Source organism: uncultured Selenomonas sp. (assembly GCF_963528755.1).
Taxonomy (GTDB): domain Bacteria; phylum Bacillota; class Negativicutes; order Selenomonadales; family Selenomonadaceae; genus Selenomonas.
The window spans coordinates 17,466-42,511 of record NZ_CAURXA010000010.1 but is presented as its reverse complement, the minus strand read 5'-3'; the positions used below and the strand labels follow the sequence as shown (position 1 = coordinate 42,511).

Here is a 25,046-nt window from a genome sequence, read left to right as displayed (position 1 = left end):
CTTCTTCGGCGGTCGGCTCAGTTGCCTCAGCTTCGTCGGCAGCCTCTTCGGTGCTTGTCTCAGTTGCTTCAGCTTTGTCGGCAGACTCTTCGGCGGTCGGCTCAGTTGCCTCAGTTTCGTCAGCAGCCTCTTCGGTGCTTGACTCAGTTGCCTCAGCTTCGTCAGCAGCCTCTTCAGTGCTTGACTCAGTTGCGTCAGCTTCGTCGGCAGCCTCTTCGGTGCTTGTCTCAGATGCCTCGGCATCGTCAGCATCTTCTTCGACAGTTGCCTCGGTTGCACCGGCATCGTCAGTATCTTCTTCGGCGGTTGACTCAGTTGCCTCAGTTGCACTGGCATCGCCGGCATCTGCTTCGGCAGTTGCCTCGGCTGTGTCAACTTCGTCAGTTGTTGTCTCGTCGGCAGCGGTTTTGTTGCTTTCCTCCGCCCCAGGCTCGCCGCGTATACTGGCAGAAGCCGTAAGACGTTCCTTTTTCAGCAGGCGAGCGTTGTAAAAGGTGACGCCCAAGGATGCTGCAAGTACGAAGATGAGGATGATTGCATAATGCATTGCCGTCAGGAAGGACGAGATGTTGAGCGTCGCAAAGTTCACGAAGAAGGCCATGACTGCGCAGAGAATCAAGGGTTTGTACTTGATGGGGCAATCAAAGAAAATGGCGATTCGATGAAGAAAGAGGATACTCGCCGCCATGATGGCGATCGCAAGCAGGAAAAACGTCAATACCTATCACCACGCTTCGTTTCGGTAAGTTTTCCCGCAGACGCCTTTGCGTCCGCAGGGGCTGGGGGCTGCTTGCAGAACCCCTGACATTAGCTATTTCGACGCCTATCCTTGAATTCCTGCCGTAGTTTTTGAAAAACTGCTTCGTTAAAGTCTTTTGATAAAATTTTTCTCTGCAAAAAGGGAATGTCGGACGGACGGCGAATATTATACATTGAATAAGATTCACGGGACAGTGCATCTTGTTTGGAAGCTGCGCTGTTTTGGTGATATGAGGTTTTGCTTTGTTCTTTTTTGTAAGGAGAGATTCAGATGACAGAGGCAACATTGACGATTGAGAATAAGACGGGAATCCATGCGCGTCCGGCTTCCGTTTTTGTACAGACGGCTGCAAAATTCAAGTCCAAGGTCCAGGTCAAAGCGAAGGGCAAGACGGCGGATGCCAAGAGCATCCTCATGCTCATGAGTCTGGGCCTTGCCAAGGGAACGGAAATCACGATTGAGGCGGACGGCCCCGATGAGGCAGATGCTGTGGCGGCTCTCAAGGAACTTATCGTAACGAAGTTCGGCGAGGAGTAATCAGGGAAGCTCCGGGGAGATGTTCATTTATGCCCCGGGGCTTTTTTATAAGAACTCATCAAAATCTTTGTGCGACATCTGAACGATCCATGAATGGGGGAGAAGCATATGGCAGAAAGTTTGCGCGGCAAGGGTGTTATCGCTGGCATTGCGATCGGCACGATCATGATGGCAGGACAGAACATCGACGGCCACCTCAAAGGATATACGCCCGGCAATAAAGACATTGAGAATCAGAAAATCAAGGATGCCATTAAGGCTGTCGTCGCCGTATTGCAGGAGAACATCAAAACGCTGCAAGCGAAGGGGATGGCGGAGCAGGCGGCGATTCTTGAAGCGCATCGCATGCTCGCGCAGGATCCGATGATGGAAGAAACGATGCACACGAAGATCGAAACGCTCGCGAATGCTCCTCTGGCGGTGCTTGACACGGCGAAGGAACAGGCGGCAATTTTTGAGCAGATGGATGACCCGTATTTCCGCGAGCGCGCCACCGACATCCGCGATGTCGGAAAGCGCATCGCCAAGTACATCCTTGGCGTCAAGGAGCCAGAGATCGGCGACGATCCCGTGATCCTCTGCGGACACGAGATCGAACCGTCCGTCATCGCCAACATCCCGACGGACAAGATTGCTGGCGTGATCTTGGGACAGGGAAGCACGACCTGCCATGCCGTCATCATCGCTAAGGCGCGTGCGATCCCGACGGTCGTTGGCATTGGCGAGCGTCTGGCGGAGATCCCTGATGGCGCGTGCGTCGTCATCGACGGCGAGCGCGGCGACATCCTCGTGCGTCCCGATGAGGTGACATTGGCGGACTATCGTGAGAAGATCAAGCAACAGGAGGAACGCAAGGCGTACTACGCCGAGTTGGCGCCTCTGCCTGCTGTCACGACGGATGGTGTGCGTGTCGAACTGTGCGCCAACATTGGCAACCACATGGACGTCGACGCGGCACTCACTTATGGTGCAGAGGGCGTTGGACTCTTCCGCTCGGAGTTCGTCTTCATGGGCAGGCAGGATATCCCGACGGAAGACGATCAGTTCAAGGCGTACAAGGAAGCTGTCGAGAAGTGCGGCGGCAAAATCTGCGTGATCCGCACGATGGACATCGGCGGTGACAAGCCTTTGCCGTACCTTAATATTCCTCCCGAGGATAATCCGTTCCTCGGCTACCGTGCTCTGCGCATCAGTTTGCAGCGGCGCGACCTCTTTCTGCCTCAGCTCAAGGCGATCTTAAGGGCTGGCGTATACGGTAAGGCAGCGATCATGGCGCCGATGGTCATCAACGTCGCGGAGTTCAAGAAGGTCCTGGAGTTCGTTGATGAAGCGAAGCTGGAGCTTTCACACGAGGGCAAAGCGTTCTCCGAGAATGTGCAGGTCGGCATCATGGTCGAGACGCCGGCGGCCGCCATCATGACGCCCGAACTTGCCAAGTACGTCGACTTCTTCAGCATTGGTACGAACGACCTTGTGCAGTACACGCTTGCCGTTGACCGTGGCAATTCGAGCATCTCGTATCTTTACAATCATTTCAATCCCGCCGTCCTGCGCCTCGTTGAGCGCACGGCGCGCGCCGCGAAGGACAACGGCATCTGGTGCGGCATGTGCGGTGAGATGGCGAGCGATCCCTACGCTGCCGTGCTTTTGATGGCGATGGGGCTGACAGAGCTCAGTATGAGCGCGCCCTCGATTCCGCGTGTCAAGGAAAAGCTGCGTGCTGTCTCTGCCGTGCAGGCCAAGGAGGTCCTCGCCGATGTCATGAAGATGGAAGACGGAGAGGAAATCAAGGCGTACCTGCAGAAGGTTCTCGCCTGATGCTGCGCTTTACAGCAAGCAGGAAAAAGATAATTCGAGGTCTGATCGCGGCGATGTTTCTCGCCGCGATTCTCGTTTTTGCCGACCTTTTCGTGCTGAGTCGCAGCGCCGCGCTGATCTTCAACCATGCGATGGCCGAGCAGACGATGCTGCGCGGCACGGTGACGGTAGAGAAACTGCATGCGAATGTTTTCGGAGAGGTGCGCTTCGAAAATCTCGACTGGAAGGACACGGAGGGCAATACGATCCTTTTCGTGCCGCGCGGTAGTTTTCGTGCGCGTCCCTACGACGTCCTCACGGGTAATTTGAAGTCGACGACGATTCAGGAGCTGACCTTGGACGGCGCCGTGCTCTCAATGGCCTTGGACGACGACATGCAGTTCGACTTCCTGCGCCATTCATCGGAACTTGATGCGTTGGAGGAGACAAGACTCAAGGAGAAGGAGCGTGAGGAAAAGGAACACGCCGAAGAACGCAGGGCGAGACGTGAAGACATGACGGAGGCGGAGCTCAAGGCACTCGGCGAGGAAGCGCGAGCCAAGAGGACGGAGATGATGAAGGAACGCCTAAGAAACTTCGACCGCGAGGGCAAGAAGCTGCGCTTAAAGCTCGACCTCACGAACTGCCGCGGCGAGCTTTTTTATCGTCGCCGCCATTACTTGCTGCAGGGAATGGAAGTACATGCTGACATCAATACGTCAGAGGAAGTCGCCGTCAAGGGCTCGGTCGTGGGACTCGGCGGCACGATGGAGGGAATCGGAATGTCGCTCAATGGCGTGGTCAATATGCGTGAGGCAGGTCATCCTGTCGCCGATCTTTCCGTGCTCGTCAGTGAGGTCGATCCGAGCTCATTGGGCTTCGGCATGGACATTCGCGACAAGATGACGCTCTCCGTGCGCTTCACTGGGCCTTTGGAAGCGATGGAGGGCAAAGGCTTCGTGCACATGAAGAAGCTCCGTATCCCCGGCATTGAGTTCAGAAACGTTGAGGGGACGGTGCGCTGGCACGACGCTCGCCTTGACTTCACCGACGTCACGGCGGACGTCTTTGGCGGCAAGCTGTACGCCTACGGCGACTACGACCTCGACACGCACTATTGGAATCTTTACGGGAAAGGCGAGGGATTGGAAGCGGAGGAAGGATTCCCGAGCGCATGTCTCGACTGCAAGGTAGAGCTTGACCTCACGATCCACTCGTCGGGCAGTGCGCGGCGCACCAAGTACAGCGGGAACTTTCGCTCAGGCGCGGGGACGTATCGCTGGGTCGTGCCGTTTGCGAGCCTTTCGGGTACTTTCGACAGTGCGTGGCACGACCTTCGGCTCGGCAACCTTGAGATCGATCTCGGCGATGGTTACCGCGCACGCGCCGAGATGTTCCGCAAGAAGGACGGCAAGACGACGCTCTCGCCGATCGAAATCTACGACGCCGACGGCAAACGCGCCTCTTTTGGCTGGAAGGAAAAGTGGTAGAGGACAGGCGGGGCTGCTGCATGGAAATCACCGTGCAGCAGCCCCGCTTTTTATGCGAGGACAGAATTATATTAGATTTATATCTCGATAAAAGGAAATTATTTTCCGAAGAAGGATTTTCGTCGCGCATAGCGAATACAATAGGCGCAAGGCGGAAAAGCCCTATTTTTTTGCGCCGTGGTCAAGAGGAAACGCGTGAAAAGCAGAATTTTTCCGAAAAAAACCAGAAAAATCTTATTGCCTATTGCGCGGGTTTATAGTATCATAAACGAGGTAGGGCTTTAAGCGATATCATCATAAACGGAGGGGTAATTGTGGAAATTCTCGTATGTATCAAACAAGTCCCGGGCTCGAACAAGGTTGAAGTCGATCCGGTGACGGGCGTCTTGAAGCGCGACGGCGCTGATTCCAAGATGAACCCGTACGACCTGTTTGCTCTCGAGTGCGGCCTCAGTCTCAAGGAGAAGTACGGCGGGCGCGTGAGCGTCATCACGATGGGACCGCCGCAGGCAAAGGCCGTCCTTTACGAAGCGTTCGCCATGGGCGCGGACGAAGGCGTCATCATTTCTGACCGTTCGTTCGGCGGCGCGGATGTTCTGGCGACGAGCTACACGCTTTCACAGGGCATCAAGAAGTTCGGCAAGTTCGACCTGATCATCTGTGGCCTGCAGACGACGGACGGTGATACGGCGCAGGTCGGTCCCGAGGTTTCCGAGGCACTCGATCTGCCTTGCGTCTGCAACGTCAAGAAGATCAAGGGCGTCGAGGATGGCGGCATCTTGGTTGACATGGAGATGGCGCAGGATGTCGAGCACTTGAAAGTTCAGTTCCCTTGCCTCATCACGGTGCAGAAGGACATCGTGCAACCGCGCCTGCCGTCGTATCTCAAGAAGAAGGCGACGGAGACGAAGGAGATTCCGATGTTCACACTTCAGGACATGGCGGACAAAGACAAGAACCATTACGGTCTGAACGGCTCGCCGACGCAGGTGCAGCGCATCTTCCCGCCGACATCCGACAAGGAGCAGGTTTCGTGGACGGGCACAGCGGAAGAAGTCACGGACAAGATCATGGGCATGCTGAAAAAGAAGAAGTTCATCGCCTGATCGTTTGAACCAAGTCAAAGAAACTGCCCACATGGCGCGAGCGACGCGCCATGGAGGGAGTCGAATAAGAACTGGAGGAAATGCACATGGGGAAACTCATTGTCCATCAAGACAAAATCACCAGCGCGGAGATTATGGAGGCAGTCATCGCCGTCTGCCCGTTCAATGCACTGGAAAATAAAGATGGTAAACTGGACATCAATGCGGGCTGCAAGCTCTGTAAGCTGTGCGTGAAGAAAGGCCCTGCGGGCGTCATGGAGTTCGTCGAGGATGAAGTGAAGCCCTCGGTCAACAAGGACGATTGGAAGGGAATCGCCGTTTACGTCGAGCATGAGGAAGGCGTGATTCACCCCGTCACGTTCGAACTCATCGGCAAGGCGAAGGAACTCGCGGCAAAAATCAACCATCCTGTGTATGCAGTATTCATTGGCAGCGACATCAAAGGACGCGTCGATGAACTCAGACACTATGGTGTGGACAAGGTGTTCTGTTGCGACAACCCCGAGCTTAAGTATTTCAAGATCGAGACATATACGTCGGCATTTGAAGCGTTCATCAACAAGGTGAAGCCGACGGCGATCCTCGTCGGCGCGACCTCCGTCGGCCGTCAGCTTGCGCCGCGCATCGCAGCCCGCTTCAAGACGGGACTGACGGCGGACTGCACGATTCTCGACATGAAGGAAAACACGGATCTCGTCCAGATTCGCCCGGCATTCGGCGGCAACATCATGGCGGAAATCCATACGCCGAACCATCGTCCGCAGATGTGCACGGTACGCTATAAGATTATGAACGCGCCTGAGAGGAGCGCGGAACTTTCTGGCGAGGTTGAGGAGTTCACGGTGGCACCCGAGAAGCTCAAGAACCGCGTCGAAGTGCACGGCACGACGAAGAAGCCGAAGGAGCAGAGCATTGAGAACGCCGAGATCCTCGTCGTCGCAGGTCGCGGCGTCAAGAAGAAGGAAGATCTCGCGATGATCGAGGAGCTGGCAGAGCTCTTGGGCGCACAGGTCGCCTGCACGCGTCCGATGATGGAAAGCGGCTGGTTCGATGCGAAGCATCAGATCGGCCTCTCGGGCCGCACGGTTCGTCCGAAGCTCATCATCACTTGCGGCGTATCGGGTGCGATTCAGTTTGTCGCGGGTATGAACAACTCGGACAACATCATTGCCATCAATTCGGATCCGAAGGCTACGATCTTCGATGTGGCGAACTACGCCATCGTCGGAGACATCTATGAGATCGTTCCGCAGCTGATCGAAAAGATCAAGAAAGGGGAGGCCGTTGTAGCATGAGTAACTACAAGACTTTCGATGAAAAAGACTTCGAGGCTCTTGCCCAGATCGTTGACCGCGAGCGCCTTCTTTGGAAAGATGAGATCAAGGAAGAGTACAGTCATGACGAGCTGAGTGCTGAGGCACATTATCCGGATGTCGTCGTGCGCGTGCTCTCGACGGAAGAAGTTTCCAAGGTCATGAAGTACTGCTATGACAACAACTTACCGGTGACGCCGCGCGGTGCAGGCACGGGACTCGTCGGCGCAGCCGTCGCCGTGCACAAGGGCGTCATGATCGACACGACGCTCATGAACCACTTCCTTGAACTCGATGACAAGAACCTCACGCTGACGGTTGAACCGGGCGTGCTCATCATGGAAATCTATGCTTACGTCGAGCCGCATGGGCTCTTCTACCCGCCCGATCCGGGCGAGAAGTCCGCGACGATCGGCGGCAACATCTCGACGAATGCCGGCGGCATGCGCGCCGTCAAGTACGGCGTCACGCGTGACTATGTGCGCGCCTTGGAAGTTGTCATGGCGGACGGCACGGTCATGAACCTCGGCGGCAAGGTCGTCAAGAACTCGACGGGTTACGACATCAAGGATATGATCATCGGTTCGGAAGGAACGCTCGGCATCGTCACGAAGGCGACGCTGAAGCTCATCCCGCTGCCAAAGAAGACGGTTACGCTGCTCGTGCCGTTCCCGACCTTGAAGCATGCGATCGATACGGTACCCGTCATCATGCGCTCGAAGGTCATCCCGACGGCCGTCGAGTTCATGGAGCGCGAAGTCATCATGGACGCTGAAGAGTTCCTCGGCATGAAGTTCCCCGACAAGACGGCGGACGCTTATCTGCTGCTGAAGTTCGACGGCAACTCGACGGAAGAGATTTCGGGCACTTACGATGATATCGCGAAGATCTGCCTCGATCAGGGCGCGATCGATCTCTTTATCGCCGATACGGAAGAGCGCGAGACGCCAATCTGGAAGACGCGCGGTGCGTTCCTTGAGGCGATCAAGGGCTCGACGACGGAGATGGACGAGGTCGACTGCGTTGTGCCGCGTGACTGCGTCAACACGTTTGTTGAATACGTGCATCAGGTGCGCGAGGATATGGGCATCCGCATCAAAAGCTTCGGCCATGCGGGCGACGGCAACCTCCATATCTATATCTTGCGTGACGACATGAACGACGCGGAGTGGAAGAAGAACCTGGAAGATGCCATGGAACGCATGTATAAGAAGGCTCGTGAGCTCAAGGGCCTCGTTTCCGGCGAGCACGGCATCGGCTTCGCGAAGATGTCCTACATGGGTGAGAACTATGCACCTGAGAAGATCGAGCTCATGCGCGGCATCAAGAAGGCCTTCGATCCGAAGGGCATCTTGAACCCGACGAAGCTTTTCTAAGGAGCTGCCGTCAAGGTGCATTTACACCTTTGGCGACTGAATGATGAAATTTTGTGGAAGCTGCAGCTGAAAGAAGCGCTTCTCGACAAACAATCCATCTTATGAAAGCCCCCTTTTCCCGCCTTGCTGCGAAAATCGCCGTGCGGGCCGCCTCCTGCACGATCTTGAGCGGCAAGCTCGGGAGAAGGGGATTTCTTAAGAAATAATATATACTATTTATTTTTAAAACAATTTAATCAAGGAGGATGGACCATGCTGAAAATCTGTCAGGATTGGCCCAAGGAAGCGTTCGATGACAAACTCATCGATGCGAAATATTGGGACGATTTTGAGAAAAACGCCACTTTGGCTGCTGCGGAAGTCTTTCGCGTGAAGGATCTGGCAGCGGCGAAGGCGAAGACGGCGGAACTCATGAAGGAGTTCGAGTGTAAGAAGGTCATCGCGACGTGCGGTGACAACAATGCAGGCATTAAGAAGATCTACGAGGAGCTTTCCACGCCCGAGGTGCCGATCTATACAGACAAATTCGAGATTGCGGAACATGCGCCGACGGCCGATCTCGGTCTCTCCGTCGCGGAGTTCGGCGTTGGCGAGACGGGTGGCGTCTGCGTCGATACCTACTCTTACGAGGCACGCGTCACGGGCATGCTGCCGCCGGTACATGCCGTATACATCAATGCGAACTATATGACGGAAAACCTCACGACGGCTTTGAAGATTATCTCGCGTGTCTACAAGCGCGGCTATGTTGGATTCATCACGGGACCGTCGCGTACGGCGGATATCGAGCGCGTGCTGACGCTTGGCGTTCATGGCCCGAGCCGCTTCTTCGTCATTGCAATCGAAAACATGGAAGGGAGTGAGGGCTGATGGCACGCGATCTGCGCAAGGAAATCAACGAAAAGCTTGAGGATCCGATTCTTCGCGGCGCGCTCGGCAAATTCGCCGAGCAGTATCCGGGCGCTCGTCTGAAGTCGTACGAAGGGTATGACATCGAGGCTCTGCGCGAGGATCTGCGCGCGATGAAGCACGATGCCGTGCAACACATCGACCAACTCGCCGACCAGTTCGAGGCTGCCGTTCGTGAGCGCGGTGGCGAAGTCTTCCGCGCGAAGGACGGGCAGGCGGTCAAGGATTACCTCCTCAAGATCTGCAAGGAGAACAATGTCAAGCGCATCGTCAAGTCGAAATCCATGGCAAGTGAAGAAATCCGTCTCAACGAAGACATCGAAGCGCACGGCATTCACATCCGTGAGACGGACTTGGGCGAATGGATGCTCTCCGTCGCGGGACAGCACCCGTCACACATGGTCATGCCGGCGATCCACCTGAATCGCGAGCAGTGCGCGGGCTTCTTTTCCAAGGAGCTGAAGAAAGACATCCCGAGCGACATCCCCTTCATGGTTCAGACGGCGCGCCAAGTGCTGCGCGAAGAGTTTATGCAGGCGGATCTCGGCTTCACGGGTGCGAACTTCGGCGTCGCCGAGAATGGTGCGACCGGTCTCGTGACGAACGAAGGAAATGCGCGCATCACGACGACTCTGCCGCGCATCAACGTCGTCCTCATCGGCTATGAGAAGCTCATCCCGAAGGTCGAAGATATTGCTAAGATCCTGCGCCTTCTGCCGAGAAACGGCACGTGCCAGAAAGCGACGAGCTACGAAACGTTCATCTCGGGTCAGACGCCCGTCATCTACAAGAAGGACGGTAAGTGGGTAGAGGAAAATCGCAAGCTCTACGTCATCCTCCTCGACAACGGCCGTTTGGAAGCCGCGCGTGACCCCAAACTCAACGAGGTCTATCAGTGCGTGCGCTGCGCCTCGTGCCTCAACGTCTGTCCGATTTGGACACTCGTCGGCGGCAACGTCTACGGGCATATCTACTCGGGCGGTATTGGAGCGATTCTCACAGGCCTTTTGGACAACGGTCTTAAGGATTTCTCGAAGTTCAGCGATCTCTGCATAGGCTGCCGCAAGTGCGTGCAGATTTGCCCGGGCAAGATCCCCATCCCGGACATCATCGATGAGCTGCGCTCGAGGAACGTGAAGGAAAACGGCATGCCGTTTGCAGAAAAGACGGTGTTCCAGAACATCCTCACGAACCGCAAGGTATTCCATACGCTTCTGAGGATCGGCGCGAAGGCGCAGAAGCCGATGACGAGCGGCAAGTTCATTCGCCATCTGCCTCTCTTTTTCGCGAAGATGACGGACAACCGCAGTCTGCCCGCCATCGCCGATACGCCGTTCCGCGACCGCGCCAAGGCGCTCGAAAAGGACAACCCGCAGAATCCGAAGATGCGCGTCGTCTTCTTCACGGGCTGCAACATGGATTTCGTATTCCCTGACTCGGCAGTCAACGCCGTGCGCGTGCTGCAGGATGCCGGCGTCGCCGTGACCTTCCCGCAGGAGCAGAGCTGCTGCGGCAAGCCTGCGATGGGCATGGGCGACCGTGATACGGGAAGGAAGCTCGCGAAGAAGAACATCGAGGCGCTTCTCGCGTCGAACCCCGATGCCATCTTCTCGGCTTGCCCGACCTGCACGGAAACCTTGGAGAAGACGTACGTCGAGCTCTTCGAGGACGATCCCGCCATGCTCGCGAAAGTCAAGACGTTCTCCAGCAAGGTTCGCGAGTTCACGAGCCTCGTCGCGGAGATCTACGAGAAGGAAGGCCGCCTGATGCCTTCGGCTGCCGGTGGACAGAAGGTCACGTACCACGATTCGTGCCACATCCGCCGCGGTCTCGGCATCTACAAGGAGCCGCGCGCGCTTCTGGAGGCGACGCCGGGCATCGACTTCGTCGAGATGAAGGACGCCGACCACTGCTGCGGCATGGCGGGCGCCTTCGGCGTCAAGTACGTCGAGATCTCGATGCCGCTGCTCGAGAAGAAAGTCAACAACATCAAGAACACGGGCGCCGAGGTTTGCGCGGTCGCGTGCCCGGCCTGCATGATGCAGATCGGCGGCGGTCTCGACAAGCAGGCGCCGAACATCAAGATCAAGCATGTCGCCGATATTCTTGCGGAAAATATCGCGGCAAGGGGAAGATGAGCTTGATGTAAACCGCAGTTTGGCAGCGTTCGATGCTTCCTGCAGGCAGCCTGCGGGGAGCATCGAAACGACTGCGATGCCTAGGGACGCAGGTCGTCCCGAATTTTTGAAAACTGGATAGGAGTTGAAATTCATGTTAGCTTTGCTCGCAGCAGTACCTATTCTGCTGACCATCGTGCTGACCGTTGTGTTCAACATGTCAGCGAAGAAGGTTCTGCCGATCGCTTGGGCAGTCATTGTCGTCATCGGTTATTTTGCCTGGGAAATGAAGGTTTTGGACATCGCCGCGTATTCTGTGGCGGGTTTCCTCGGCTCTATTGATACGCTCCTCATCATCTTCGGCGCGATCCTGCTGATGAACATGTTGGACAAGGCGGGCGCCATGCACCGCATCCAGGGCATGTTCAACGGCATCACGGAGGATGCGCGCATCCAGCTCGTCATCGTCGGTTTTGCGTTCAGCGCTTTCATCGAAGGTGCGGCGGGCTTCGGTACGCCGGCGGCGATTGCGGCCCCTCTGCTGATCGGTTTGGGCTTTCCTCCGATGGCAGCTGCGATCTCCTGCCTCATCTTGAACTCGACGCCGGTTCCCTTCGGTGCAGCCGGCACGCCGACAAATGCGGCGGCTGATATCGTCAAGGAGATGCTTCCTTCAATCGGCATCACCGATTTCGAGACTTGGAAGTTGGGTCTTTCCTTCATCTCGGCTCTCGGCATGGCCGTCGGCGCGCTCCTCATCATCTTCGTTGTCGTCGGCATCATCACGCGCATGTTCGGCAAGAACAAGTCCTTTGCGGACGCTCTGCCTGTGCTGCCGTTCTGCCTCTTTGCCGCTGTCGTCTTTGACATCTTCTTCCTCATTCTTGCCAAGTTCATCGGCTCGGAGATCACGTCGCTGACGGCTGCCGCCATCACGATCTTCGTGCTCATCGGTGCCGCGAAGGCTGGCTTCCTCATGCCGAAGACGATCTGGCGCTTTGAGAGCGATGAGAAGAAGGATAAGAAGACGGAAGATATTCCGCACATGTCGCTCTTCAAGGCTTGGATTCCGTACCTCTTCGTTTCTCTGTGGCTGATCCTCACGCGCATCCCGCAGCTCGGTCTCAAGGGACCCATCAAGAGCGTCGTCATCTCTGTCAAGGGCATCCTCGGCGTTCCGGAAGCCGCATGGAACTTCGCGATCCTCAATAACCCGGGCGTCGCGCCGTTCCTCCTCATCGTTCTTCTCTCGATTCCTCTCTACGGCCTCACGGGCACGCAGGTCAAGGAAATCTTCTCGAAGTCCGCAAACCAGGTCTATGGTGCGACCGTCGCCTTGATCTTCGGTTTCGGTCTCGTCTACATGTACCGCTATTCGAGCATCAACGGCCTCGGCCTTGACTCCATGCTCCTGACGATGGCGAAGGGCGTTGCAGAGCTTGCAGGCGGCAACTACTTCTACTTCGCGACCTTCATCGGCTCGGTCGGCGCCTTCATGTTCGGCTCGAACACGGTGTCGAACATCATGTTCTCCCCGCTGCAGTTCCAGACGGCGCAGCTCCTCAACATCCCGCCGACGGTCATCCTCGCCTTGCAGAACCAAGGCGGCGCCATCGGCAACATGATCTGCATCAACAACATCGTTGCTGCTGCCGCCACGACCGGCGTCATCACGATCAAGGGCATCGAGGGCAAGCTGATCCGAACGAACATCGTGCCATGGGCGATCTACTACGTCATCTGCATCATCACGATGCTTATCGCCATGCAGCTCGGTATTGCACCGACGGTTTGACGCATCAGCAGTCGCACACCATACGAAATAAAAAAGAATCCTCAAGTCTCTGGCTTGGGGATTCTTTTTGCTTCAAGCGTTCGGGCGGGAAGAGCATATGGAACGAGGGGAAGCGTTCAGTCCTTGAGATGGAAGAAATTCTTGATGAGGTTCTTTTTTTCCGTAGAGGCGGCTTCGTGCGCCGCGCTGCTGTTTGCACTGTTATAGAAAGCGTGCGACCCCATCTTGCTGCTCGTCAGCCATTCCTCGGAAAAGATAGGTTTGTTCATGACGAGCGTGGCAATCTGGTTGCGGATGGATTCAAGATCTGCATCCGGCAGCTTCTTTTTCAAGGCTGTACTGAGGAGAGCGCCGATTTCGGCAATCTCTTTTTCCTTCAAGGAGCGTATGGTCGGCGTCAGGCTCGAAAGGCGCAGAGCGGGAAGAAAGATATCCTTCGCCATGGTCGGTACACGGTCTGGCTTGACTTGGAAGCCCGCCTTCCCCATATACTCCGCTATATCGATTTCCTGAAGTTCGGCAGGGAGCAGCGGCAGGACGAGATGCGTGTCCGTACCGTCGCAGAGGAGAGGAATATCACTCCTTTCCAAAGCATGTTCGAGTTCCTTGCTGTTGACGAGAACTTGTTTGCCGTATTGACGGAAGGTTTCTGTTCCAGCTTCCAAGAGGGCCGCGGCCAATGCCGCCATATGGTTGATATGGAGCGATGTGTGTCCCGTATTGATGACGGTTTCATCGAGCTTCTGACTGATTTCCTTCGTGGAAAGCACGATGGCGCCGTCCGGACCGTGCAGCGAATCATTCGTGGGGAACGTGACGACATCGGCGAACGGCACGGGCGACGGCAGGAGGCCGGATGCGACGAGGCCGACGCTCTGCCCGATGTCCACCCACAGGTATGCGCCGACTTTTCGTGCAATCTCAGAGAGGCGGCGGTAATTCGCGTTGCGCGGGTAGCTGACGGGAGAGAAGATGATCATATTAGGTTTTGTCTCGTCCGCTGTCTGCTCGACTTCATCCCAGTCGAGAACTTGTTTTTTTGCATCTATGCCGAAGTTTTTGAATGTGAAGCTGAGGCCGCTGCAATGTTCTGCTTTGCGCAGATTAAAGGAAAGCACACGGCTGTTTGGCTGCAGCAGCGCGAGGCAGACGACGCGCGAAGCCGCGCCGATATTGCCGAGACGGACGACGGCATGCTCGCTGCCGAAGAGTTTTTTCGCCCGCTTGATGGCAATCTCTTCGAGATTTGTGCTATTTGCATTCGGATTTTGTGCATCGAAGGCGCTGTTGGCGAGCAGACTGCCTTCCAGATAATGGGCGAAGGGCGACATGGCATTGTTGTTGGGCACGAGGGAGAGCATGTAGCGCTGACGCTGGATTTCATCCTGTAGCAGGGCGAAGATTTCTGGATCGAAGCCCTGCAGTTTGCTCAATAGCAGCTCTTTTTTCATATAGGAAGCTCCTTTCAGCTAAAACGGCCATACCAAGGGGATGATTACGGTGCATAGGATGAGGGAAAGCACGGCGAGCGGCACGCCGATCTTCACATAATCCATGAAGCGGAATTTTCCGGGTCCCAGAACCAAGGTGTTGGGCGGCGTGGCGACGGGCGTGGTGAAGGCGCAGGAGGCGGCGATGCCGATCGCCATGAGCACGGGGTGCGGCGACACGCCGATCGATTGGGCGATGGAAATACCGATGGGGGCGAGGAGCGCCGAAGACGCCGTGTTGGACATGAACTGCGTGAGTCCGCAGGAGAGCAGGAACATGGAGACGACGATCAGCATGGGCGCAGGATGCGTGCCGATGAGGTCGAGGACGCTGTGTGCGATGAGCTTTCCCGCGCCGCTCGTGTCCATGGCCTTTGCCAGGGGAAGCATGCCGGAGAAAAGAAAGATCGTCGTCCAGTCAATGCCCTGATAAGCCTGCTTTTCCGATACGCAGCCTGTGAGCACGCAAGCGAGAGCTCCGACGATTGCCGAGGTTTGCATGGGAACGTGGATCTGTTTTTCGAGCACCATCGCGATGACCGTGGCGATGAGGATCGCCGCGCAGATGATCATCTTCCGCGTATCTTTAGGCGCTTCGGAGGATTTGTCATCCATCTCGTTCTCTGACATGGTGTGCGGGCAGAGGCGGCTGCCGATGAATACCATGTAGAGCACGCCGACGATGGAGAGCGGGATGCCGATCCAAGCGAACTCGAAGAAGCCGAAGGGGGGCAAACCGTTTGCATCCAAGGTTGCACTCATCAAGATGTTCGGCGGCGTGCCGATCATCGTGATCGTGCCGCCGACGTTCGCAGCGATGGCGAGCGCCATGAGCTGGGGTGCGACGGGAAGGCGCGCGGCGGCGCAGATCTGCATGACGACGGGGATTAGGCAGGCGACGGTCGCCGTGTTCGATGAAACCGAAGACAAGGTGATCGTTATGACCATCAAGGCAATCATCAGCCGCCTTTCATCCGTGCCCGATTTTTTTACCACTTCTACGCCAATTTTTTGTGCAAGACCCGTCTGGAACATCGCCGCTCCTATGACGAACATGCCCGCGAACAGGACAACGGTGGAATTCGACAGGCCGGCAAACACTTCGGCGGGCGTTAGCACGCCGAGAAAGCCCAGAGCGATCGCTGCGCCCATCGCCGTCACTGCCAGTGGGATGATCTCCGTGGCGAAGAAGAAGGCGGCAATGCCCAGCACCACCAAGGTCAATGTTGCTGCATCCAGTTCCATTTCTTATCAGCTCCTCTTTTGGGATGTTATTTTGAATAGTTATATCCTTCTGTCTTTTCTAAATATATCCTGCAATTTTTGGGATTCCCCTCCTATGAAATATCCGCATGGAATAATAGCTGAAAAGAATCAAATAATATAAGAATATTTTTCCTGAAATAAAAAGAAAGCCGCATTTCACCCAAAAAGTGAAACTATGCGGCCTTCTGTTATGTCTCGATATTCTTACTACCTCTGCCAACCCATGGCATGGGAGACGGCGTTTTGCCAGCCGTCGTAGAGGTGTTCGCGCTCTTCTTCGCTGAAGTGCGGCGTGAAGCAGGCGTCTTCCTGCCAGAGGGTGCTGAGCTCCTCCGTATCCTTCCATAGTTTGGCGGCAAGGCCTGCCATATAGGCGGCGCCGAGCGCCGTCGTCTCGCTTTCGACAGGGCGGCGCACGGGAAGGCCGAGGACGCCCGCCTGCATCTGCATGAGCAGATTGTTGCGGCTCGCGCCGCCCGATACGCGAAGCTCTTCGATGGGAAGAGCCGCGTCCGAGCGGATCGCTTCGTAGACGTCACGCACCTGGTATGCCATGGCGGCGAGTGCCGCGCGAATGAGATGAGCGCGGCGCGTGTCCTCGGAAAGCCCGATGAGCATGCCGCGCGTCTCGCTGTCCCAATAGGGTGCAGAAAGGCCGCGGAAAGCAGGCACGAAGTAGACGCCTGCCGTGTCCGTGACACGCTTGGCGATCCATTCGGACTCTTCGAGCGAGTCGAGGATCTTGAGTCCGCGCCGCAGCCATTCGAGTGCGACGCCCGCCACGAAGATGCTGCCTTCGAGCGCGTAAGTGACATGATCGCCGAGTTTCCAGGCGACGGTGGCATTGAGTCCGTTGTGCGACTGCACGTAGCGATCGCCCGTGTTGAGGAGGAAGAAAGAGCCCTCTCCGTAGGTGTTCTTCGCCGTGCCGGGCGTGAAGCAGCATTGGCCGAAGAGGTCGGCCTGCTGGTTGCCGAGGATGCCGCTGATGGGAATCTCCGTGCCGAATACAGCGGGCGAGGTCATGCCGTATTCGTGTGAGGATGGATGAATCTCCGGCATGAGGGCGTGCGGGATGCGCGTGTGCTGCAGGAGCGTCTCGTCCCATGTGCCGTGTGCGAGGTGGTAGAGCATTGTGCGCGAGGCGTTCGAGTCATCCGTCGCGTGCACCTTGCCGCCCGTGAGCTTCCACAGAAGCCAGCTGTCGATCGTGCCGAAGGCGAGGTCGCCCTTTTCCGCCAGCTCGCGTGCGCCAGGTACGTTGTCGAGAAGCCAGCAGATTTTGCTGACGGAGAAATACGGCGAGAGCACCATCGCCGTATTCTGGCGGAACTCTTCCAGGAGATCGGCGTTCTTGCGGAAGCGCTCGACAATCTCCTTCGACTGCATCGACTGCCAGCTGATGGCGTGGTGGATCGGTCGCCCCGTATGGCGATTCCAGATCACCGTCGTCTCGCGTTGATTTGTGATGCCGATCGCCGCGATTTCCGACTTTTTGATGCCCGCTTCGCGAATCGCCTGCTCTGCCGTCTGAATTTGCACCGCCCAGATCTCGTCCGCATCCTGCTCGACCCAGCCGGGCTGCGGGCGATAGACGCTCAATTCCTTCTTCACGAGAGCGACGAGATTTGCCCGCTCATCAAAAATCGCCGTGCGGTTCTTCACCGTGCCCGAATCGAGTGCAAGGATGTATCTCCTGCGCATAGGAAAAGCCCCCTTCCGTATGATGCCGTCACAGACATTATATCATAGGAAGAGGGCTTTGTGGCTTATGCTTTTTTATGCGACGTTGCTGCTTGCGCCTGCAAACTTTTTCTGCCGGTTCTTACGATGGCATCCTCAGAGAGGCACGTTGTACATATCCTTACAGAAATCTAGCCAATGATCTGCGCCTGCGGCTTGACGCTTGCAGCAGGCTGGCGAATCATGTATAAACTTTCAGGACATATGTTCAGCCGTCATGAAGAGCGGCATGAGCTGCTTTTTCGCCCGTTTCTCACAACAGTTTCATCAAAGCGGCACCGCTGTACATATGTCCTCACGCCTTACAGAAGCCTAGCCAATCGGTCTGCGCCTGCGGCTTGACCTCTTGGGGCTTCATGGTAATACCGAAAGAGAACCACTAGGCTGAGCGGCTGCTTCTTCCACTCCCCATTCCAAAAAGAAAGGGGGTGGCGCAGATGACTTCTTCCGAGTTGATTTTAGTTTTGATACTCGCGATAGGGTTTGTCGTTGTGTTAAAAAAGAATTAACCGCCCCTCGGACAAGGAATGCGGTTAATTTCTTTAGCTAAAGACCTTGGAAGAGGCAGCCGTTTCAAGTGGTTCTCTTCTTTTCTATATCATACCAGATTGACGAAGGGCTTGCAAGCCCTTCGTCAATTTCATCTTATTATGAAGGTTTACAGCATGCCGATGCCGTGCGCTACGAAGTAGGCGGCGGCGGCGCCGGCGAGGGGGGCGACGACGGGGATCCAGCCGTAGGCGAAGTCGCTGCCGCCCTTGCCCGCGATGGGCAGGAGGAAGTGGGCGAGGCGAGGGCCGAGGTCGCGCGCGGGATTCATCGCGTAGCCCGTGGGGCCGCCGAGGCTGAGACCGAGGCCGACGATGAGAATGCCGACGATGTACGGACCATAGCCGGGCGCGAACGGGCCGTTGACCTTGGCGAAGATCGCCCAGATCATGAAGAGCAGGAAGAAGGTTGCGATGAATTCGCAGAGGAAGTTCTTCCAAGCGCAGCGAATGGCAGGCGCCGTGCAGAAGAGGCCGAGCTTCGTCGCCTTGTCTTCCGTCTTTTCAAAATGGGGCAGATAGGCGAGCCAGACGATGGCGGCGCCTGCGATACCGCCGAGGATCTGGATGACGGAAGTCGCGAGGAACTGCTGGAAGTTGTAGACGCCGGCGAGCATCTTGCCGATGGTGACGGCAGGATTGAGGTCGGCCTGCGGCGCACCGAGCGAGATGGCGGTGAATACGCCGAAGGTCACGGCGAAGCCCCAGCCGAAGACGATGCAGATCCAGCCGCCGCCCTTGCCCTTGGAGCCTTCGAGGGAGCATGTGGCGCAGACGCCGCAGCCGAAGACGATAAGGACCAGCGTGCCGAAAAATTCGCCGAGAAGATTATCGTACATCGTACACCCTCCTATTCTTCATCCGCGAGCCAGTTCGCGGCGTGCTTGACAGCCTTCTTCCAACCCTGGTAAAGCTTGTCTGCTTCTTGTTGGTCGAGCGAAGGAGCAAAGCGCGTGTCGAGCTGCCAGCTCTTCTTCAGCTCTTCTTTCGACGCCCAGACGCCCGTGGCAAGACCTGCGAGGTAGGCGGCGCCCAAGGCGGTCGTCTCCGTGATCTGCGGGCGGTCGACGGGAACGCCGAGGAGATCGGCCTGGAACTGCATGAGGAGGTTGTTGGCTACGGCACCGCCGTCGACCTTGAGCGCGGCGAGGCGATTGCCCGAGTCGGCTTCCATCGCGCCGAGCACGTCGCGCGTCTGATAGGCGAGAGAGTCGAGCGTGGCGCGTACGATGTGCGCCTTCGTCGTGCCGCGCGTGAGACCGATGATCATGCCGCGCGCATTCATGTCCCAATACGGTGCGCCGAGACCGACGAAAGCGGGCACCATGTAGACGCCGCCGGCATCCTTGACCTTCTTCGCGACCCATTCGGAGTCGGGGGCGGAGTCGACGAGACGCAGGCCGTCGCGCAGCCATTGGATGGCGGAGCCGCCGACGAAGATTGAGCCTTCGAGCGCATATTCGACCTTGCCGTCAAGTCCCCAGGCAATGGTCGTCACGAGTCCGTTCTTCGACATGCAGAGATCTTCGCCCGTGTTCATGAGCAGGAAGCAGCCTGTGCCGTAGGTGTTTTTCGCCTCGCCGGGGGAGAAGCAGTTCTGACCGAAGAGCGCCGACTGCTGGTCGCCCGCCATGCCTGCGACGGGAACGGAAGCGCCGATGACGGACGGAATGGTGTGGCCGTAGACCTCGCTCGACGGGCGAACCTCGGGCAAGAGGCTCTTCGGCACGGTCAGATGCTTCAAGAGTGCCTCGTCCCATTCGAGCGTCTTGATGTTGAACATCAAGGTGCGCGAAGCGTTCGAGTAGTCCGTTTTGTGCTCCTTGCCGCCCGTGAGCTTCCAAAGAAGCCATGTGTCGATCGTGCCGAAGGCAAGCTCGCCCTTTTCCGCGCGTGCGCGTGCGCCTTCCACATGGTCGAGGATCCACTTGACCTTCGTGCCCGAGAAGTAGGCGTCGATGACGAGTCCCGTCTTCTCCTTGAACTCATCGACGAGACCTTGACGCTTCAAGTCTTCGCATATATCCGCTGTCTGGCGCGACTGCCAGACGATGGCGTTGTAGATCGGCCGTCCCGTCGTCCTGTCCCAGATGACCGCCGTCTCGCGCTGGTTCGTGATGCCGATGGCGGCAATGTCGCTCGCGACGAGTCCCGACTGTTCGAGAGCCTCTCGCATGACCTCGTGCATCGAGCTCCAGATCTCTTCCGCGTCGTGCTCGACCCAGCCGGGCTGCGGGAAGTGCTGCGTGAACTCCTTCTGCGCGACGCCGACGATCTTGGAATCCACATCGAAGATGATGGCGCGGTTGCTCGTCGTGCCGGCGTCAAGAGCCATGACGTATTTCTGTCCCATATTGCCACTCCTTTTCGTTCGTTTCTCGACTCTGTTCCCCTTGTCCAGCGCCGTATTGCTGCATCGCTGGGCAGACCTCGTTGGATGAAACTGTGGGGTGGTGCCTTCTTCGCGTTTCTTGATGACCGCCTCCCTTCCGGGTGAGATTCCTTCCCTGACGGCCCTTTATGTCGGGCTGCAAGGACTTGAGGGAGCGAGGATATGCTTCCTTTATTTATATCCATACGCTTGCGCGAGGATTTCGATGGGGTGGCACGTCGCCTTGCCCGAGCCGTGGCGGATCTGCAGGCGGCAGGTGCCGCAGTCGGAGACGACGGTGTCAGCGCCGACCTCGGCGATGCGCTCGAAGACCTTCTCGCCGACCTTCATGGAGATTTCGTACTTATCGCCCTTGAAACCGAAGCTTCCCGACATGCCGCAGCAGCCGGCGGCGAGGTTCTCGATGGAAAGGCCGGGGATGCGCTGCAGGAAGTTGAAGGACGGCAGCCCAATGCCCTGGGCGCGCAGGTGGCACGGCGCATGATAGGAGAAACGCCGCTCGATGGGGGCGAAGTCCTCGCTGAGTTCGCCGCGCTCTTCCATGATGTCGAGGAACTCGAAGGCGTCGTAAATGCCCGAGGAAATCTCGCGCATCTCGGGGTCTTCGAAAAGCTCGTGGTACTCGCTCTTGAGCATCAAGGAGCAGCTCGTGCAGCAGGCGACGACGGGAATGCCCTTCGCCTTCCAAGCGAGGATGCGCTCGGCGTTCTTCTTCGCGTTCTCGTGCGCCTCGTCGAGGTAGCCAGAGGCGACCATGGGAGCGCCGCAGCAGATGAAGGATTTGTCCGTGATGACCTCATAGCCGTTCTTCTGCATGACGTTGATGAAGGCGCGGCCGATTTCCGGCTCGTATTCGTTGATGTAGCAGCCCGGATAGAAGACGACCTTCTTCTCCGACGGCTTTTGCTCCATCTTGGCGAAGATGCTGTAGAAAGAATCGGGCGCGAAGGCGGGCATATCGCGTTCGCCTGCGATGCCGACGGCGGCGAAGACGCCGAGCGCCTTGCCGATCTTCATGCCGATGTTGGCGCATGTTGCGCCAAAGGGCAGGGAGCGCACGAGCTTTGCCATGCGCTCGCCGTGCGCGAGCATGTCGTCCCTCTGCGAGTGCTTGTGCGTGCGGTAGTATTCGCCGCGCTGCAGCATGTTGAGCGTTGCGACGCGCACGCCCGAGGGACAGGTGATCTCGCAGTTCTTGCAGTTCGAGCAGTATTCGAGACTGCGCTCGATATCGTCCTCGGCGAACTTCATGCGGCTGTGTGCGGGTCCCGTGAGCTTCGGGCCGGCAAAGGCGCGCGTGGCTTCCGTCACGGGGCAGTTCGCAATGCAGCAGGTGCAGGCGATGCAGTGGTCGGCGGTGTCCGGCGTGTTTTCATGCAGTTCAAAAGTTTTTTTCATCAAATTCCGCTCCTTTCACGCCTGTGCCGCTTTGTAGGCCGATGCCAGCGCCACGCCGTTGCCTGAATGCTCGCGACAGAAATCGCAGCCCGCAAGCTCGCGCCCGATGACGTGGACATTTTCGAAGACGAGTGCGCCTCTTTCATCGACGGGGCGAAGCATCTCGTCCGTGCGGACGCCCGCCTTCATGAAGGGCTGCGCATCAAAGACGTCGGCAGCCGTCCACTTCTCGGGGTCTTTTTCGCACGCGACGGGCAGGTTGAAGATCGGCTCATAGGCTTCCCCGGGATTCTCGGAGATGAGTCCGGCGCTGTAGAAGCCGCCCGTCGCGAGGATGAACTTCTCGGCGCGGTAGTCCTTCTCGTGGACGCCCGTGACGCGGATGGAAAGGCAGCGCTTGCCATCTGCCGAAAAGCCCGTGACGCGGGCATTCTCGAAGAATTCAACGCCCATGCGGCGCGCCGCCTTCATGAGCACATCGCGCAGGCGCATGCCGTTCGCCGAGGGCGGCATGGCGGTCGTCTCAAGGATCTTTCCTTTCATCGCCGCCTGCAGCTTCTTGCAGACCCTTTGTCCACGCACGCCGAGGATCTGCGGGAAGATGAAGACGCGGTTTGCGCCGTCCTCGGCGGCGAGTTGGCGGCTGACCGTCGTTGCACCGTCCCCCTCAAGCCAGCGAGCGGCGTCGAGGATCGAGAGATCGCGCTCGGCGACGGCTTCAGGCATGATCTCGAACGTGCGGATGCTCGAAGCCTCCTTGAGCGTATCGGCGAGGTTCGCCGCGATCATCTCGGGGTAGCAGTCCTTGAGCCCCTTGACGCCGACGATGATGACGTCCTTGCCGGTGAAGTCCGGCGCCTGCATGGATGCAGGCACAAGACACGAGGGCTTCAAGGTACCGACGGGCGTCACGGCAGATTGTTGTTCATGCAGGCTGCCGCAGTAGGGGAAGCCCTCCTCTTCCATGAGCTTGAGGAAGAAGCCGGCGGCTTCCTCGATGGATTCTTTGCCGATTCTATGGTAAGGATGCTCGGCGGGCAGCTGCTCGATCGCCTTCAGGGGATCCTTCACCCATGCGCGCGCTTCGTCGTAGCCGAGGAGGTCGATGAGTCCGCTGTTCAAGGGGAAAGAACCCGAGCCGTAGAGGAATACGCTCGCTTTTTTGCCGTTCTTGGCGCAGACGATGGCGGCCATGAGACCGGCAAAGCCGCCGCCGATGATTGCTACGTCCCGTTGTTTCATGCTTTCTTGCCTCCATTGACATTAAAGGAAAGCTCGTAGAGAGCTCGCGTCATCTCCGTCTCGCGGATGTTGCGTCCCATGAGGACGGGGCGCACACCCTTCCAGCGGCCCTGCAAAAATCCCTTGAGCTGGCCGAGCGAATCCTTCGCGCCCTCTGTGCTGCCGACGCGGCCGAAGATGCCGGCGGCGCGCAGGCTGCAGAAATTGCCCTGGCACGTGCCCATGCCGAGGCGCGTGCGGCGCCGGATGTCGTTGATGATGTGGCTGTCTGCGCTCTTGGCGATCTCCTCGATCTCTGCGAGCGTGATGTTCTCGCACTCACAGATGAGCGCGCGCGACTCCGGCTCCTCTTCGAGACGCTTGGCGACGCGCTCGAAGGCGTCCGGGCCGAGGCGCGTCGCCGCGAGGTTCGTGCCGAAGGACGGGAAGTACTTCGCCGCCTTCTTCTTCGCCTCCTCGCTGACTTCGGGCACGAGCGGCTCATCGGCCGTGCGGCACGGCGTCTTGACATTGAGCTTCTCGGCGATCTGGTCGCTGATGCGCTCCGCCATCAGGCGATACGTCGTGAACTTGCCGCCGACGATCGTCATCATGCCCTTGAGCCCGTCTTTTTCGTGGTCGAGAATCACGAAGCCGCGCGACGCGCCGCGCCCTGATGCGCCCGGCTGCTTGTAGAGCGGACGCGAGCCGGCGAAGGCGCGCAGGATGCGGTAGTGGCGCAGATCCTCGAAGGTTTCTTCGCCGATCTTCATCAATGCCTCGATCTCCTCATAGGACGAGCTCGTGTCCTCGGGATCGTCGATGCTCATCGACGTCGTGCCGAGGATCGTGATCGAGCCGTGCGGCACGAAGATGTCGCCGTCCGACGGCTTGTGCAGGCGATTGACGACGTGGTTCGCGAGGCGCTGGTTGAAGGCGATGAGTGTGCCCTTGTCCGGCTGCACGGGCACGTTGAGTCCCGCAAGCTCGGCGACCTTCTCGCACCAGCCGCCCGCCGCATTGACGAGGATGTCGCAGGCGATCGTGTATTCCTCGCCCGAGAAACGATTGCGCACGCGCACGCCTTCGAGCTCGCCGTTCTTCTCTTGGATGCCGACGACCTCGGTGTACGTCTTGTAGCGGCCGCCGTAGCGTACGGCGGAAGCGACGTTCTGGCACGACATGCGGAAACCGTCGATCGCCGCGTCGGGCACGGCGTAGGCGGAGACGATATGACGCGACAGGCGCGGCTCCATGCGGAACGCTTCGTCGAGCGTCAAGGGGCGCGCCTCGATGCCGCTCGCCCGACAGCCCTCGACCCAGCTCGCCTCGAAGTCCGCATCGTCCGAGTCGAGACGCACGAACATGCCGCCGATCGGCTCGACACACGACTTGCCGATCTTTCGGAGGATCGTGTTCTCCTCGATGCACTCCTTGGCAGCCTCCTGATCTTTGACGGCGTAGCGTCCGCCGCTGTGCAGAAGACCGTGGTAGCGCGAACTCGCGCCGTTGACGAGATCCTCCTTTTCGAGCAGCAGCACGTCGATGCCGCGCATGGCGAGATCGCGCAGAATGCCGACGCCCGTAGCTCCTCCTCCGATGACGACGACCGTTGCCTTCTCCATATCGTTCTCCTTTCTTCAAAAGCACGGATAAGATGAAGCCTCTCCATGCCTGCCGGTTTGCTCGAGCGTTGCCGCAGATCGCTGTGCTCTGGATTTGCACCGTGCAGGAAATATTTTTGGCTATGAAACGAAATTTTACCACGAATTGACAAACAATACGATT

19 protein-coding genes are annotated in these 25,046 nt (G+C 57.8%); 10 read left to right on the top strand and 9 right to left on the bottom strand.

Annotated features, from left to right (window positions below; all coding sequences use genetic code 11):
* A partial coding sequence (locus RWS31_RS10345) for a hypothetical protein (RefSeq protein WP_314598138.1) occupies positions 1-718 on the bottom strand: 718 nt, incomplete at its 3' end.
* Positions 719-1,030: 312 nt separating this feature from the next.
* Here RWS31_RS10345 and RWS31_RS10340 point away from each other — a divergent pair.
* From RWS31_RS10340 to RWS31_RS10295, 10 genes are all read left to right on the top strand, one after another.
* A complete protein-coding gene (locus RWS31_RS10340) occupies positions 1,031-1,297 on the top strand; it encodes an HPr family phosphocarrier protein (RefSeq protein WP_006190627.1) in 267 nt (88 codons plus the stop codon).
* A 108-nt stretch (positions 1,298-1,405) separates the two neighbouring features.
* Entirely contained in the window at positions 1,406-3,115 is a 1,710-nt protein-coding gene (ptsP, locus tag RWS31_RS10335; RefSeq protein ID WP_314598136.1) for a phosphoenolpyruvate--protein phosphotransferase, read from the top strand.
* Positions 3,115-4,584: a hypothetical protein gene (locus RWS31_RS10330; protein ID WP_314598134.1), complete on the top strand. Its 1,470-nt coding sequence runs from the start codon at positions 3,115-3,117 to the stop codon at positions 4,582-4,584. Before ptsP ends, RWS31_RS10330 begins: the two co-directional genes overlap by 1 nt.
* Before the next feature lie 20 nt (positions 4,585-4,604).
* Positions 4,605-4,844: a hypothetical protein gene (locus RWS31_RS10325; RefSeq protein WP_009646746.1), complete on the top strand. Its 240-nt coding sequence runs from the start codon at positions 4,605-4,607 to the stop codon at positions 4,842-4,844.
* Between the two features lie 54 nt (positions 4,845-4,898).
* A complete protein-coding gene (locus tag RWS31_RS10320) occupies positions 4,899-5,690 on the top strand; it encodes an electron transfer flavoprotein subunit beta/FixA family protein (protein WP_314598131.1) in 792 nt (263 codons plus the stop codon).
* 86 nt (positions 5,691-5,776) lie between these two features.
* Positions 5,777-6,985 (top strand): electron transfer flavoprotein subunit alpha/FixB family protein, encoded by a 1,209-nt coding sequence (locus RWS31_RS10315; protein WP_314598127.1) that lies wholly within the window; start codon positions 5,777-5,779, stop codon positions 6,983-6,985.
* Positions 6,982-8,379: an FAD-binding oxidoreductase gene (locus RWS31_RS10310; RefSeq protein WP_314598125.1), complete on the top strand. Its 1,398-nt coding sequence runs from the start codon at positions 6,982-6,984 to the stop codon at positions 8,377-8,379. Before RWS31_RS10315 ends, RWS31_RS10310 begins: the two co-directional genes overlap by 4 nt.
* A gap of 252 nt (positions 8,380-8,631) precedes the next feature.
* Positions 8,632-9,249 (top strand): lactate utilization protein, encoded by a 618-nt coding sequence (locus RWS31_RS10305; protein WP_314598124.1) that lies wholly within the window; start codon positions 8,632-8,634, stop codon positions 9,247-9,249.
* Entirely contained in the window at positions 9,249-11,426 is a 2,178-nt protein-coding gene (gene ldhH, locus RWS31_RS10300; protein ID WP_314598123.1) for an L-lactate dehydrogenase (quinone) large subunit LdhH, read from the top strand. The genes RWS31_RS10305 and ldhH overlap by 1 nt, the downstream gene beginning before the upstream one ends.
* 133 nt (positions 11,427-11,559) lie before the next feature.
* Positions 11,560-13,200 (top strand): L-lactate permease, encoded by a 1,641-nt coding sequence (locus RWS31_RS10295; RefSeq protein WP_314598122.1) that lies wholly within the window; start codon positions 11,560-11,562, stop codon positions 13,198-13,200.
* A gap of 116 nt (positions 13,201-13,316) precedes the next feature.
* Here RWS31_RS10295 and RWS31_RS10290 read toward each other — a convergent pair whose 3' ends face one another.
* The 8 genes from RWS31_RS10290 to glpA form a co-directional block, all read right to left on the bottom strand.
* Positions 13,317-14,651, bottom strand: a complete 1,335-nt coding sequence (locus RWS31_RS10290; RefSeq protein ID WP_314598120.1) for a serine hydroxymethyltransferase — start codon at positions 14,649-14,651, stop codon at positions 13,317-13,319.
* A gap of 18 nt (positions 14,652-14,669) precedes the next feature.
* Positions 14,670-15,929, bottom strand: a complete 1,260-nt coding sequence (locus RWS31_RS10285) for an SLC13 family permease (RefSeq protein WP_314598140.1) — start codon at positions 15,927-15,929, stop codon at positions 14,670-14,672.
* 234 nt (positions 15,930-16,163) lie between these two features.
* On the bottom strand, positions 16,164-17,660 hold the full coding sequence (glpK, locus tag RWS31_RS10280; RefSeq protein ID WP_314598118.1) for a glycerol kinase GlpK: 1,497 nt from the start codon (positions 17,658-17,660) through the stop codon (positions 16,164-16,166).
* A gap of 697 nt (positions 17,661-18,357) precedes the next feature.
* Entirely contained in the window at positions 18,358-19,086 is a 729-nt protein-coding gene (locus RWS31_RS10275) for an MIP/aquaporin family protein (RefSeq protein ID WP_314598117.1), read from the bottom strand.
* 11 nt (positions 19,087-19,097) lie between these two features.
* Positions 19,098-20,600, bottom strand: coding sequence for a glycerol kinase GlpK (gene glpK, locus RWS31_RS10270; protein WP_314598116.1), 1,503 nt, complete (start codon positions 20,598-20,600; stop codon positions 19,098-19,100).
* Between the two features lie 210 nt (positions 20,601-20,810).
* Positions 20,811-22,037, bottom strand: a complete 1,227-nt coding sequence (locus RWS31_RS10265; RefSeq protein ID WP_314598114.1) for an anaerobic glycerol-3-phosphate dehydrogenase subunit C — start codon at positions 22,035-22,037, stop codon at positions 20,811-20,813.
* Positions 22,038-22,052: 15 nt separating this feature from the next.
* The gene (gene glpB, locus RWS31_RS10260) at positions 22,053-23,279 is read right to left on the bottom strand and encodes an anaerobic glycerol-3-phosphate dehydrogenase subunit GlpB (protein WP_314598112.1); all 1,227 of its coding nucleotides are present in this window, start codon (positions 23,277-23,279) and stop codon (positions 22,053-22,055) included.
* Positions 23,276-24,883, bottom strand: a complete 1,608-nt coding sequence (gene glpA / locus RWS31_RS10255; protein WP_314598109.1) for an anaerobic glycerol-3-phosphate dehydrogenase subunit GlpA — start codon at positions 24,881-24,883, stop codon at positions 23,276-23,278. The genes glpB and glpA overlap by 4 nt, the downstream gene beginning before the upstream one ends.
* Positions 24,884-25,046: the final 163 nt, after the last annotated feature.